General features: G+C 71.4%; 9 protein-coding genes. 5 read left to right on the top strand and 4 right to left on the bottom strand.

From position 1 onward, the window contains the following. Window positions 1–28: 28 nt before the first annotated feature. Together ACZ5DS_RS04140 and ACZ5DS_RS04135 are read right to left on the bottom strand one after the other, a co-directional pair. Window positions 29–1,966 (bottom strand): amylo-alpha-1,6-glucosidase, encoded by a 1,938-nt coding sequence (locus ACZ5DS_RS04140; protein WP_468233722.1) that lies wholly within the window; start codon window positions 1,964–1,966, stop codon window positions 29–31. Further along, the gene (locus ACZ5DS_RS04135; RefSeq protein ID WP_468233719.1) at window positions 1,963–3,402 is read right to left on the bottom strand and encodes an MGH1-like glycoside hydrolase domain-containing protein; all 1,440 of its coding nucleotides are present in this window, start codon (window positions 3,400–3,402) and stop codon (window positions 1,963–1,965) included. Before ACZ5DS_RS04135 ends, ACZ5DS_RS04140 begins: the two co-directional genes overlap by 4 nt. A gap of 121 nt (window positions 3,403–3,523) precedes the next feature. Between ACZ5DS_RS04135 and ACZ5DS_RS04130 the strand changes: the two genes are divergently transcribed. From ACZ5DS_RS04130 to ACZ5DS_RS04115, 4 genes are all read left to right on the top strand, one after another. Then, the gene (locus tag ACZ5DS_RS04130) at window positions 3,524–4,753 is read left to right on the top strand and encodes an ROK family transcriptional regulator (RefSeq protein ID WP_468233715.1); all 1,230 of its coding nucleotides are present in this window, start codon (window positions 3,524–3,526) and stop codon (window positions 4,751–4,753) included. Window positions 4,754–5,169: 416 nt separating this feature from the next. After that, on the top strand, window positions 5,170–7,917 hold the full coding sequence (gene ppdK, locus ACZ5DS_RS04125) for a pyruvate, phosphate dikinase (protein WP_468233712.1): 2,748 nt from the start codon (window positions 5,170–5,172) through the stop codon (window positions 7,915–7,917). 323 nt (window positions 7,918–8,240) lie between these two features. Further along, a complete protein-coding gene (locus tag ACZ5DS_RS04120; RefSeq protein ID WP_468233710.1) occupies window positions 8,241–9,434 on the top strand; it encodes an NAD(P)/FAD-dependent oxidoreductase in 1,194 nt (397 codons plus the stop codon). After that, the gene (locus ACZ5DS_RS04115) at window positions 9,431–10,348 is read left to right on the top strand and encodes an RNA polymerase sigma-70 factor (protein ID WP_468233707.1); all 918 of its coding nucleotides are present in this window, start codon (window positions 9,431–9,433) and stop codon (window positions 10,346–10,348) included. Before ACZ5DS_RS04120 ends, ACZ5DS_RS04115 begins: the two co-directional genes overlap by 4 nt. 646 nt (window positions 10,349–10,994) lie before the next feature. Here the strand turns inward: ACZ5DS_RS04115 and ACZ5DS_RS04110 are convergent. Together ACZ5DS_RS04110 and ACZ5DS_RS04105 are read right to left on the bottom strand one after the other, a co-directional pair. Further along, the gene (locus ACZ5DS_RS04110) at window positions 10,995–11,552 is read right to left on the bottom strand and encodes a DUF4232 domain-containing protein (protein WP_468233704.1); all 558 of its coding nucleotides are present in this window, start codon (window positions 11,550–11,552) and stop codon (window positions 10,995–10,997) included. A gap of 105 nt (window positions 11,553–11,657) precedes the next feature. Then, a complete protein-coding gene (locus ACZ5DS_RS04105) occupies window positions 11,658–12,110 on the bottom strand; it encodes an excalibur calcium-binding domain-containing protein (protein ID WP_468233702.1) in 453 nt (150 codons plus the stop codon). 80 nt (window positions 12,111–12,190) lie between these two features. On the opposite strand from ACZ5DS_RS04105, the gene ACZ5DS_RS04100 reads away from it, so the two are divergent. Further along, window positions 12,191–13,123, top strand: coding sequence for an oxidoreductase (locus tag ACZ5DS_RS04100; protein WP_468233699.1), 933 nt, complete (start codon window positions 12,191–12,193; stop codon window positions 13,121–13,123). The last annotated feature ends 38 nt before the right edge of the window (window positions 13,124–13,161 follow it).

Genomic DNA, 13,161 nt, shown 5'->3' with positions numbered 1-13,161 from the left:
ACCCTCCTCTCCTTCCCCCGGCCCCACGCTACGCGCCCCCGACCGCGGTGAGCAGCGCGAGCGGCGCCGCCGCCGAGCGGGATTCGCGGATGCAGGCGTGCGGGTAGGGAACCGGCTCGGGGTGGGTGTCACGGCCGTAGCCCGCCAGCACCTCCGGCAGCCGGTGACCGGCGGCCGTCGCCGCGTCGACCAGGGCGTGTGCCACCGTACGGGCCTCGTCGTGCAGGCCGTAGCGGGCCAGGCCCAGCGTGATCAGCGCGTTGTCGTGCGGCCAGACCGAGCCCCGGTGGTAGGAGAGCGGGTGGTACGCCGACTGGCCGGAGGCGAGGGTGCGCACGCCCCAGCCGGAGAAGAAGTCCGGCTCCAGGAGGCGCCGGCCGACCACCTCGCCGTACTCCTTGTCCAGGAGACCGGACCACAGCAGATGCCCGGCGTCGGACGCCAGCGCGTCGACCTGGCGGCCCTGCGCGTCCAGCGCGAGCGCCGGGAAGGCGGGCTCCCGCATCCAGAAGTCCCGCTGGAAGCGGTCCCGGAGGTCGGCCGCCGCCTGTTCCAGCAGGGCGGCGTACGTCTCGTCGCCCCACACCGTGCGCGCCACCCACGCCGTGCGGCGCAGCGCGTCGTACGCGTAGCCCTGGGCGCCCGCCGCCATCACCGCCCCGGTGGGCCGGGTGCCGTCGGACCAGCAGATCGCGCCGGGGGAGTCCTTCCAGTTCTGGTTGGCGAGTCCGCCCTCGTCGGCGCGGTAGACGAGATAGCCGCGCGAGGTCAGCCCGCCGTGGTCCAGCATCCAGCCGATCGCCGCGCGGGCGTGCGGTTCCAGGCGGCGGGCGAGGCCGGCGTCCCCGGTCTGCTCGACGTACGTGCCGAGCAGGACCAGGAACAGCGGGGTCGCGTCGACCGAGCCGTAGTACCGCCCGAACGGCACCTGCCCGAAGTGCGCCAGCTCCCCGTGCCGGACCTCGTGCACGATCTTGCCGGGCTGCGCGACCGAGGACACACCGGTCCCGTTCGCCTGGGTCGCGGCCAGCGCGGGGAGCGTGGCCGCCGCCAGCTGGGGCCGGTACGGCAGCGCGAACAGGGCCGTGAGCAGGGCGTCCCGGCCGAGCAGGGTGAGGAACCAGGGGGCGCCCGCGGCCGGGACGCGCAGCTCCTCGCCGTCCGGTCCGGTCGCCGTGACCTGGAGCGCGGCCAGGTCGGACAGACCGCGGGCGCAGGCCGCCGCCAGCTCCGGCCAGCCGGTCGGGAAGGCCACACCCTCCGCGAACCTGCCCTCCAGCTCCAGGAGTTGCTCGTTCACCGCGGCCGGCGAGCGCGGCACCCGCAGGGCCCGCCGGTCGCCGTGCGGGCGGGCCATCACGCGCAGCACCAGCTCGGTCGTGCCGTGGGGTGCCAGGTCCAGGGTCCACACCAGGCGCCGGGCGCCCGTGCCGGTCTCCTCGACCGCGTCCGGGGCGGGGTCGGCCGTGATGGTCGTACAGGACCGCCACTCGGCCCGGCGGTAGGTGAACTCGATGCCGTCGTCGAGGACTTCGCGGGAGCGTACGGCGCCGGCCTTGACGTAGGTGCGGTGGTCGGAGCGCAGCTCGAACTGGTCGGTGAAGTCGGCGTCGGCGGTGATGGCGAGGCGGACGGTGGTGGGCGCCGGGCGGTTGCTGGTCACCCGCAGCGACTCGACGAGCGAGCTGTCGCCGACGGCCTGTTCACGGAAGAGGGTGTGCGCGGGCGGCTCCTGCCGGCCGCCGCGCGGCACCAGCACACAGCGGGCCGCGTCGCCGTCCGTGACCGGCGTGAGCACCTCGGGCACCGCGCCGTCGACGGTGAGCTGCCAGCGGCTGAGGTGCCGGGCGTCCCGTACGAATAACCCGTCCGGGGAGCCGGAACCCCGCACCCCGCTGATGTCGCCCCGGTCGCCCACGGCGGCGAACGTCGCCCCGTGCACGAGCAGATGATGCCGGTCGGTCATGCCCGCTTCCCTCCCTGATCACTCTTGTCGAACGCGCCCTTGCCCGTGGGGGACACGCCGGCTCCCTCGGGCTGGTGGAACAGGTCGAGCGCGAGCGCGGCGGTCCAGCCGAAGCCGGTCGCTCCGCAGGCCTCGCCGGTGTACGGGTCGACGTACTCGGCGAAGTCGGTGGCCGCGGCGAGGCTCAGCACCGCCTCCCGCAGCGCGTCCGCCCGCTCCTGGTCGCCGTGCGCGCGCAGCCCCCGCTCCAGCAGCCAGCCGGTGTTGAACCAGGCCGGGCCCCGCCAGTACCGGTGCGGGTCGAAGGCCTCGCCGAGGAGGTCGTAGCTCGGGACCAGCCTGGTGCTGTCGCCGAGCCCGAAGTGCGGGCCGCACAGCGTGCTCACGAGCGCGGCCGTGACCTCCTGGGGCAGCTCCGGCAGCAGCAGCGGGATCAGACCGGAGACGCTGCGCTCGGGCACCGGCTCCCCGCCGCGCAGGTCCCGGCAGAGGAACATCCCGCTCGCCGGGTCCCACAGCCGGTCGACCAGGGCCGCCGTCAGCCGCCCGGCACGCGCCCGGCGGGCGGTGCCGGGCGCGCCCAGCTCCTCGGCTATCCGGGCCAGCGCGTGCTCGGAAGCGATCAGCAGGGCGTTGAACGCCGGGTCCTCCACGGCGAATTCGCTGTCGCCGTCGGCGTACCCCGCGTCCCGGTAATCGGTCGCCAGCCGCACGTACCGCCCGTAGTCCAGATCCGTCGGCCGGTCCTCGGCGGCCCCGTGGTCGAGGTCGGCGCGGCGGAAGGAGCGGGCCGGGGCCGGGGTGATGCGGGCGAGCGGGGCGTCCCAGCAGGGGCTGTTGTCCATACCCTGTTCCCAGGGGTGCACGACGGACACCAGGCCGCCCCCGCCCAGGTCCCGCCGGTGCAGCAGATACCGGTGCCAGGCGGCCAGCCGCGGATAGACCCGGTCCAGGAAGCCGCGCGCCCGGGACAGGCCGGGGTCGGCGCAGTGCACCAGCCAGGCCGCCAGCGCGTGCACCGGTGGCTGCACGATGCCGGACGTCTGTACGGTGCGCGGGGCGCCCGTGGCGCGCCCCGCGGTCGAGGAGCGCCAGAAGTCGGGGCTCGGGAAGTACGCGTCGAGCGGTACGGAGGGGTTGAAGACGATGTGCGGGACGCGCCCGTCGCCCCACTGGGCCCCCAGCAGCGTCTCCAGCTCCGTCTGGGCCCGCAGCGGCGAGAGATGTCTGAGGCCGATCGCGATGAACGCCGAGTCCCACGACCACTGGTGCGGATACAGGCTCCGGGAGGGCACCGTCGACGCGCCCGCCCAGTTCGCCTCCAGCACCCGGGCCGCCCTGACGTGCAGGGATGTGGCGGATGTGGCGGAGGTCGGCGGATCGTATGCGATCTCGCGCTCCGGGACACGGGCAGTGAGCTGGGCAGTGCGATCCACTCGGGGCTCCGCGAAGACGTCCGGCCGACGGGGGTTTGGCAGTGGCTACCGTAGGGTTACGTCTATTTAACACGCAAAACTCACTATGTATTGCAGGCTTGGGAAACACAAGGGGGTGCGCATGACCGGACGGCCCGGCCGAACCGGCAAGACCACCAGGGGTGGCAGCCAGGCCAGCGCCGGCGATCTGCTCGAACTGGTGCGCAGCGGGCGGGCCGTGACGCGCGGCGCGCTCCAGGAGGCCACCGGGCTGTCCCGGGCCACCGTCGGCCAGCGCCTGGACCGGCTGTTCCGGGCCGGCTGGCTGCGCGAGGGCGCCGGCGGCCCGGTCGACTCGCCGCTCGGCGGCCGCCCGTCCATCACCCTGGAGTTCGACGGCTCCCACGCGGTCGTCCTCGCCGCCGACCTGGACACCCGGCACGCCCGGGCGGCCGTCCTCACCCTGACCGGCGAGATCCTGGCCGAACACTCCGGCACCCTGCTCGTCGAGGACGGCCCCGAGACCGTCCTCGGTGAACTCGGCCGCTGGTTCGCCGAGTTGCTGACCAAGGCCGGGCACCGGGCGGAGGAGGTGTGCGGCATCGGGCTCGCGGTGCCCGGGCCGGTGGACAGCGAGACCGGCCGGGTGGTGCAGCCGCCGATCATGCCGGGCTGGGACGGTTACGACATAACGGGCCGCCTCTCCCGCGCCTTCACCGAGCACACCGGCGCGCCGGCGGTCCCGGTCCTGGTGGACAACGACGCCAACCTCATGGCCTACGGCGAACAGCGCACCGGGTACCCCGACTGCTCGGCGTTCGTGCTGGTCAAGGTGTCCACGGGCATCGGCGCGGGAGTCGTCGTCGACGGCTCGATCTACCGGGGTGTCGACGGCGGCGCGGGCGACATCGGGCACATCCGGGTGGGCGCCGACGCGCAGTGCCGGTGCGGGTCGTACGGCTGTCTCGCCGCCGTCGCCAGCGGCGGCGCCGTGGCCCGTCGGCTGGCGGAGTCCGGGGTGCCGGCCGCGTCGGGCTCGGACGTACGGGACCTGCTGGCGTCCGGGCATCCGGAGGCGGCCGCGCTGGCCCGGGAGGCCGGGCGCCGGGTCGGGGACGTGCTGGCGACGGTCGTGACCCTGCTCAACCCGGGCGTGCTGATGATCGCCGGGGATCTGGCCGGAACTCCCTTCCTCACCGGCGTCCGGGAACTGCTCTACGAGCGGGCGTTGCCCCGCTCCACGGCCCATCTGGACGTCGTGACGTCCCGGCTGGGCGAGCGGGCCGGGCTGGTGGGGGCCGGAGCGCTGGTCGTGGAGCATCTGTACGCGCCGGAGCGGGTGGAGGAGCGGCTGCTCGCGCTGGGCGTGTGACGTCGGCGTTTCCCGTCGTTTCGGGTCCGGATTCCGGTCCGCATGGTGAAATCCCGTCGCCTGTGGCAGCGTGATTCTCGCCACCCTTGATAGGGGTGGCGCTCAGATGAGCGGATCACGGGCGCCTGCACTTCTCCAAGGTGTGGCACTCAGTGCCACACCTTGATCGTTCATCGATCGAACTCAGGCGTGCCGATCGGCGCTCATCTGAGCGCTATCTGACGTCTACAGGCGTTGATTCGTTCAAGAAGTGAAAACATCCGCGGTCGCGCGCTTGCCAAGCCTTGACTTTCGATCCTGTGGCGGACGACTGGTTACAGGCTCATGACGCACAAGTGGACGTACCCATGCGCCTTCGATCTGGGTATGTTCCTGGCCGTCAGGGCAGCCACCGCGGCCTCAAGGAGTCGAGACCCGTGTCGGAAAACAAAGATCCTCAGGTAGCCGAGCAGGGCCAGAGCGTTGAGGGCGTGAAGTTCGTCTACGACTTCACCGAGGGCAACAAGGACCTCAAGGATCTCCTCGGCGGCAAGGGCGCCAACCTCGCCGAGATGACCAACCTGGGCCTTCCGGTCCCTCCCGGCTTCACCATCACCACCGAGGCCTGCAAGGTCTACCTCGGCAGCGGCGAGGAGCCGGTGGCACTGCGTGACGAGGTGAGTGCGCACCTCGACGCCCTTGAGCAGACGATGGGCAAGAAGCTCGGCCAGGCCGACAACCCCCTGCTCGTGTCGGTTCGCTCCGGTGCCAAGTTCTCCATGCCCGGCATGATGGACACCGTCCTGAACATCGGCCTCTCCGACAAGTCGGTGCAGGGCCTGGCCAAGCAGGCCGGCGACGACCGGTTCGCCTGGGACTCCTACCGCCGCCTCATCCAGATGTTCGGCAAGACCGTCCTCGGCGTCGACGGCGAGCTGTTCGAGGAGGCCCTCGAGGCGGCCAAGGAGGCCAAGAAGGTCACCGTCGACACGGACCTCGAAGCGGCCGACCTGAAGAAGCTGGTCACCAAGTTCAAGAAGATCGTCAAGACGGAGGCCGGGCGGGACTTCCCGCAGGACCCGCGCGAGCAGATGGACCTCGCCATCAAGGCGGTCTTCGACTCCTGGAACGGCGACCGCGCCAAGCTCTACCGCCGCCAGGAGCGCATCCCCGGCGACCTGGGCACCGCGGTGAACATCTGCTCCATGGTCTTCGGCAACCTCGGCCCCGACTCCGGCACCGGCGTCGCCTTCACCCGCGACCCCGCCTCGGGCCACCAGGGCGTCTACGGCGACTACCTGCAGAACGCGCAGGGCGAGGACGTGGTCGCGGGCATCCGCAACACGGTCCCGCTCGCGGAGCTGGAGTCGATCGACAAGAAGTCGTACGACCAGCTGATGCAGATCATGGAGACCCTGGAGAACCACTACAAGGATCTCTGCGACATCGAGTTCACCATCGAGCGCGGCCAGCTCTGGATGCTCCAGACCCGCGTCGGCAAGCGCACGGCGGGCGCGGCCTTCCGCATCGCCACGCAGCTGGTGGACCAGGGCCTGATCGACGAGACGGAAGCCCTCCAGCGCGTCACCGGCGCCCAGCTGGCGCAGCTGATGTTCCCGCGCTTCGACGAGGACGCCAAGACCGAGCAGGTCGGCCGGGGCATCGCGGCCTCGCCGGGCGCGGCGGTCGGCAAGGCGGTCTTCGACTCGTACACCGCGGTGAAGTGGTCCCGCTCGGGCGAGAAGGTCATCCTGGTCCGCCGGGAGACCAACCCCGACGACCTGGACGGCATGATCGCGGCCGAGGGCATCCTGACCTCGCGTGGCGGCAAGACGTCCCACGCGGCGGTCGTCGCCCGCGGCATGGGCAAGACCTGCGTGTGCGGCGCCGAGGAGCTGGAGGTCGACACCAAGCGCCGCCGGATGACGGTGCCGGGCGGCCACGTGGTGGAGGAGGGCGACCTGATCTCCATCGACGGTTCGAGCGGCAAGGTGTACCTCGGCGAGGTCCCGGTGGTCCCGTCCCCCGTGGTGGAGTACTTCGAGGGCCGGATGCACCCGGGTGCCGACGACGCCGACGAGCTGGTCGAGGCGGTCCACCGGATGATGGCCTTCGCCGACCGCAAGCGCCGCCTGCGGGTCCGCGCCAACGCGGACAACGCCGAGGACGCGCTGCGCGCGCGCCGCTTCGGAGCCCAGGGCATCGGCCTGTGCCGCACGGAGCACATGTTCCTCGGCGACCGCCGTGAGCTGGTCGAGCGCCTGATCCTGGCGGACACCGAGGCGGAGCGTGAGGAGGCCCTCAAGCAGCTCCTCCCGCTCCAGAAGAAGGACTTCGTCGAGCTGTTCGAGGCGATGGACGGCCTGCCGGTCACGATCCGCCTCCTCGACCCGCCGCTGCACGAGTTCCTGCCCGACATCACCGAGCTGTCGGTCCGGGTCGCCCTCGCCGAGTCCCGCAAGGACGCGAACGAGAACGACCTGCGCCTGCTCCAGGCCGTCCACCGGCTGCACGAGCAGAACCCGATGCTGGGCCTGCGCGGCGTACGCCTCGGTCTCGTCATCCCCGGCCTGTTCACGATGCAGGTACGGGCGATCGCCGAGGCGGCGGCGGAACGCAAGAACGCCAAGGCCGACCCGCGCGCCGAGATCATGATCCCGCTCGTCGGCACGGTCCAGGAGCTGGAGATCGTCCGCGAGGAGGCCGACCAGGTCATCGCGGAGGTCGAGGCGGCGACGGGTACGAAGCTCAAGCTGGCGATCGGCACAATGATCGAACTGCCGCGCGCCGCGCTGACGGCGGACCAGATCGCGGAGGCGGCCGAGTTCTTCAGCTTCGGCACGAACGACCTGACCCAGACGGTGTGGGGCTTCTCCCGCGACGACGTCGAGGCATCGTTCTTCACGGCCTACCTGGAGAAGGGCATCTTCGGAGTCTCCCCGTTCGAGACCATCGACAAGGACGGCGTCGGCTCCCTGGTGAAGGCGGCGGCCAAGGCGGGCCGTGCGACCCGCCCCGACCTGAAGCTCGGCGTCTGCGGCGAGCACGGCGGCGACCCCGAGTCGGTCCACTTCTTCCACGAGGTGGGTCTGGACTACGTCTCCTGCTCCCCGTTCCGCATCCCGGTAGCCCGCCTCGAGGCCGGCCGCGCGGCGACCCAGTCGGAGGGCAGCGACCACCGCTGATCTCCACCGGAGGCCTGGCCGCATCGCCGGGCCTCGCCAGACCCCGGAGCCGTCGTCGGTCCCCGACCCTCAGACCGATCGACGACGGCTCCGGCGCACGAAAGAGGAGGGGCGCCACCCTGTGCGGGGGTGGCGCCCCTCCGTGCTTTCTCTGCGGAGACTGTCAAGCCAAGTCGCTGACCAGCCCAGATGACGCTGCGCACGCTCTCTGCTCTCGATGTGACGCGGGTCATATCGGCCCCATGTCACGAACGGAAGGGCAGCTTGCGTCTGGTGGTCGTCCGCACAGCGGGTACGACCGACAGGAAAGAGACAGCAGAGCGATGAACGCGACAGCAGCGCAGCAGCACGAGGTCCTGGTCCTGGGCGCCGGCTACGCCGGGCTCTCCGCCGCGATCCAGCTCGCGGCCCGCACCAGGAAACGCGGAAACCTGCGAGTGACGCTGGTCAACCCCTACGACACCTTCATCGAGCGGCTCCGACTGCACATGACCGCCACCGGTCAGGAGACGGCCGAGATGAACATCCCGGGGCTGCTGGACGGCACCGGCGCCGGCTTCGTCCGTGGCTGGGTCACCGCCGTGGACGCCGAGACGAAGACCGTCCGGATCGACGACGACCGGGTCCTGCGCTACGACACCCTGGTCTACGGCCTGGGCAGCATCGCGAACACCGTCGCCGTCCCCGGCGTGGACGACCATGCCTACACCCTCAACAGCCCGGAGGACGCCGCCATCCTCGCCGACCGGCTGAACCGGCTCGACGGTGGGACCGTCGTGGTCGGCGGCAGCGGCCTCACCGGCGTCGAGGCCGCCGCGGAGATCGCCGAGCGGCTCCCGGAGCTCGAGGTGGTGCTGCTGGGCCGGCAGGAGCCGGGCGCGAGCATGCACCCGAAGGCCAAGGCCTACCTGGACGCGGCGCTCGCCCGGCTCGGCGTGCGGGTGCGCAGCGGCGTCGAGGTGGCCAAGGTGCTGCCGGACAGTGTCGAGCTCGCGGACGGCTCCAGCATCCCGGCGGGCGCGGTGCTGTGGACCAGCGGCACCCGTGTCTCGCCGCTGGCGGCCGCCGCCGGCCTGACCGTCGACGAGCGCGGCCGTGTGGTCACCGACAGCGCGCTGCGCTCGGTATCCCACCCGGACGTCTATGCCGTGGGCGATGCGGCGGCGATCCGTCAGGGCTACGGCGTGATGCACGGGACCTGTCAGGGGGGTATGCCCACCGGCGTGCACGCGGCCCTCTCGATCCTGCGGGTGCTGGCGGGCAAGGAGCCCAATCCCTTCCGTTTCGGCTACTACCACACACCTGTCAGTCTGGGCCGGAACGACGCCGTCGTGCAGTTCACCCACCCCGACGACAGCCCGCGCCGGATCGTGCTGACCGGTAAGCGAGCCGCAAAGTACAAGGAGACGGTCACCGCCGCGCCGTGGCCGACCTTCGCCCGGATGAAGAAGATGCCCGCCTCGGGCGCGTTCTGGCCGCACGGCGGCCGCTACACCAGGATTCGGAGCGTCAAGTGACCCAGCCGCAGCAGGCCGGCCCCGACCAGCTTGCCTTCCAGCAGTACCGCACCCTGCTCTTCTCCGTCGCCTACCGCATCCTCGGCACCGCCGCCGATGCCGAGGACGTGGTCCAGGACGCCTGGCTCAAGTGGTCGGCGGCCGACCGTTCCCAGGTCGCCGACCCCAAGGCCTACCTGACCCGGATCGTCTCCAACCTGGCGATGGAGTTGCTTCGTTCGACTCGCCACCAGCGCGAGACCTACGTCGGGCCATGGCTCCCCGAGCCGATCCTCACCGGCCCGGACACAGCTGACGGCGTTGCCACGACGGACTCGGTCTCCATGGCCCTGCTGGTTGTGCTGGAGACGCTGAGTCCCCTGGAGCGCGCGGTCTTCGTGCTGAAGGAGGTCTTCGCCTTCAGCTATGCGGAGATCGCGGAGGCGGTGGAACGCTCGGAGGCGGCGGTCCGGCAGGCCGCGCACCGCGCCCGCGAGCACGTCCAGGCCCGCCGGCCCCGTTTCACCGCGGACCGCGCCCGCCAACGCGACGTCACCGAGCGTTTCTTCACGGCGACGGCGGGCGGCGACATCAACACCCTCATGGAGCTGCTCTCCCCGGATGTGACCCTGTGGACCGATGGCGGCGGCAAGGTCCACCAGGCCCTCAAACCGGTCGTCGGCCTGGAATCCGTGGCCCGTTGGTTCGCCGCACTCGGCACCGCGACCTACCAGGGCATCGAGCCCGGGCAGATGCGGGCAGAGCTCACCTGGATCAACGGCGGCCCGGGCGTGGTCTTCCGCGGCCCGGACCGCGTGATCGCCACGCTGACCTTCGACTTCGATCCGGAAGGCCGCATCTCGACCATCCACAACGTGGCCAACCCCGACAAGCTCCACGCAGTCGCCGACGGAACTCGGCACGAACTCTCCTGAGCCGCCTGATCGTTGTCGACGCTCTCCGGAATCACTGTGAGCGCCCGGGGCCGCTGCCCCGGCACAGCCCGACCACAGGCGGAAGCGGATGCGGCAGGCTGCGGCCGTCCTGATCCACTTCTTCTGATCGGCTTGCCTGCCTTGCCTGTTGCTGCCGCGCGCCCGATAGTGCTTACCACCGCCGAGCGGCACCGGTTGAAGAGGCAGCGCGGGTGCGCCCAGGTCAGGGACTGACCTGGGCATACAGACCCGCCCGGTCAGCCGAAGCAGCCGGGCACGTTGTTCGGGCCGCCGGCGCAGTTGCTGGGGGAGTGAGGGTCTTGCGGATGGGCGGCAGCCCGTCGGCGTCGCTGAAGGGTGTGGTCAGGGCCATCCTCGATGGGGGCGCGCGGACCGACGGCCACTGCTGACGGGCGGCCCGCACGGACAGTCGTACGAGTCGAAAGTCAACGTCCGGTCCAGACCACCGGCCACCGCTCACAGAGTGCGTTCACCCTGAGGTGCCCCGCCGAGGCCACCGCCCTGCTCCATCCGGCCGCACCTACGAAGCGTCCGCGAGTTCCGCCCGCACATCGGCATGGCACAGCTCGGACGCGCACCAGTGCGGGGGCGCCGCCCCTCCGGCGTTCCGGGCTTGCCGGGTGGGTCAGATGGTTCCCTCCGTGTTGATCGGGCCGACCTGGAAGGTGTTCGAACATATCGTCCAGCGTGCGGGGACGAGGGTGGCGCTGTGCGAGGCCGGCGGGTAGATCCTCAGGTAGGAGCCGGTGCGCAGGCAGGGGCCGCCGATCGGGCCGTTGGTGGTGCGGATCACCGCGGAGGCGGAGTGCCCGGGGGTGAGGGTGACGGTGGAGTAGGACCGGTCGGTGCGGGTGGCGGCCGGTCCGATCTGGCGGTGCGCGGTGTCCAGGACGCTGACGCCCGGGTAGCCGCGCAGGGCGCACTTGGTGGTGCTGGTGTTGGTGAACTGGATGGACCAGTAGAGCGACCCGGCCGCGCCTTCCTTGTGGCCCATGGAGAGGTAGAGGTCGCTCAGGGCGCAGGTGCGAGGGCTGGCCGAAGCCCGAGTCGCCGCGGCCGGAGCCGCCGTCGCCGGCGTCGTCGTAGCGCTCCAGGCGACGCCTGCCGTCGCGAGGGCCGCAGCACCGGCGGTCAGTACGGCGGACAGGCCCCGCCGGGAGACGAATCGAGTATTCAGAAGCATGGTGCTTCCGCCTCCATCGGGCGAATGGGTGGATGTAGGTCTCTGTGTTGGATGCACCTTCAGCGGGAAAAGTTGTGCCACCCGCCCGGGAAATGTCCCGCCCGGTCACTCGCAGGCGACACCGTCTCCATCACGGTCGAGATGGGAGGCGTACCCCGGGTCCCCGGCGTACAGCGGAGTCACGCCGGCGGCGCGCGCCTCGCTGCAGTTGGCGTAGTAGACGCTCCCGGCGGCGCCGCCCCCGTCGTCACTGCCACCCGCCGCGGGCTGCGCCGTGACGGTTCTGGTGACCTTGACGGTTCTGGTCCTGGTCACGGTGGGGGCGGGCTCGGGCTTCGCGGTCTCCGTGGCGGTCGCCGTAGCCGTCACGGTCACGGTCGGCCGTGGCGAGGCGGCAGCGGGCTCGGCGTCGTCCGAGGTGTCCTGACCGGAGGCACCGATGCCCACCCCGACGAAGAGGGCGAGCCCCAGAGCGGAGAGGACGTACCGCTTTCGAGCCCATCGTGGGGCGAGGTGGGGCCCACGTGGGACAGGTGGCGAGGTGTACGGGTTGGTCATAGCGTCCCCCCAGACGGCGTCATGTGCCGACGACCGTAGCTCCCAGGCACCGGATGTGAAGGAAAGGTGGCTGATTCGTGATGAACGGGCCACGCTGGACCACCCGCGACATCCCCGACCAGGCCGGCCGCGTGGCCGTCGTCACCGGTGCCAACAGCGGGCTCGGGTACGTCACCGCGCGGGAGCTTGCCCGAAAGGGGGCGCGGGTCGTGCTCGCGTGTCGGAGTGAGGCGCGGGGGCGGGACGCCGGGGACCGGCTGGTGACGGAGGTGCCGGGGGCCGAGGTGGAGGTCGGGCGGCTCGACCTCGGGGATCTGGCGTCCGTGCGGGACTTCGCGGACCGGTTGCCGTACGAGCGTATCGACCTGCTCGTGAACAACGCGGGTGTGATGGCGCTGCCGTACGGGACGACCGTCGACGGGTTCGAGACGCAGTTCGGGGTCAATCATCTCGGGCACTTCGCGCTGACCGGGCTGCTTCTGCCCGCCCTGCTGGCCACACCGGGTGCCCGCGTCATCACCGTTTCCAGCATGATGCACGCCCTCGCCAACATCGACCTCCATGACCTCAACAGCGCTACCCGCTATCGGCGTTGGATCGCCTATGCCCGGTCCAAGACGGCCAATCTGCTCTTCATCCATGAGCTGGCGCGCAGGGTGGCCGCGCACGGTGGCGATGTCGTCGCGGCCGCCGCCCATCCCGGCTACGCCGCCACCAACCTCCAGACCGCCGGGCCACGGGCCGAGGGGCGCAGGGGTGCCGAGCGGGTCATGGAGATCGGCAACCGGATCTTCGCCCAGCCTGCGGAGGCCGGCGCGCTGCCGACGCTGTACGCGGCGACCGCGGCCGACGTACGACCGGACTCCTTCTTCGGACCCTCGTTCGCGATGTGGCGCGGTGCGCCGGCGCCGTCCTGGCGGGCGCCCTGGACGCTCAACGGTGAGGCGTCGAAGAGACTCTGGGACGCCTCCGTGCAGCTGACCGGCGTGGACTTCGGCGCTCTCGAGGGGTGACACACCGCCGCACCAGCCCCTTCGTAATTCCGGCGCAT

It is taken from the genome of Streptomyces sp. NPDC031100, from assembly GCF_055570785.1.
Note: the sequence above shows the minus strand (reverse complement) of the source record. Positions and strands in the feature narration are given on the sequence as shown.

What these genes read in the sequence shown, in the direction of transcription:
- ACZ5DS_RS04105 (WP_468233702.1), bottom strand. Translation starts at nt 12,110, where the DNA reads ATGACCAACCCGTACACCTCGCCACCTGTCCCACGTGGGCCCCACCTC.
- ACZ5DS_RS04100 (WP_468233699.1), top strand. Translation starts at nt 12,191, where the DNA reads ATGAACGGGCCACGCTGGACCACCCGCGACATCCCCGACCAGGCCGGC.
- ACZ5DS_RS04140 (WP_468233722.1), bottom strand. Translation starts at nt 1,966, where the DNA reads ATGACCGACCGGCATCATCTGCTCGTGCACGGGGCGACGTTCGCCGCC.
- ACZ5DS_RS04130 (WP_468233715.1), top strand. Translation starts at nt 3,524, where the DNA reads ATGACCGGACGGCCCGGCCGAACCGGCAAGACCACCAGGGGTGGCAGC.
- ACZ5DS_RS04110 (WP_468233704.1), bottom strand. Translation starts at nt 11,552, where the DNA reads ATGCTTCTGAATACTCGATTCGTCTCCCGGCGGGGCCTGTCCGCCGTA.
- ACZ5DS_RS04120 (WP_468233710.1), top strand. Translation starts at nt 8,241, where the DNA reads ATGAACGCGACAGCAGCGCAGCAGCACGAGGTCCTGGTCCTGGGCGCC.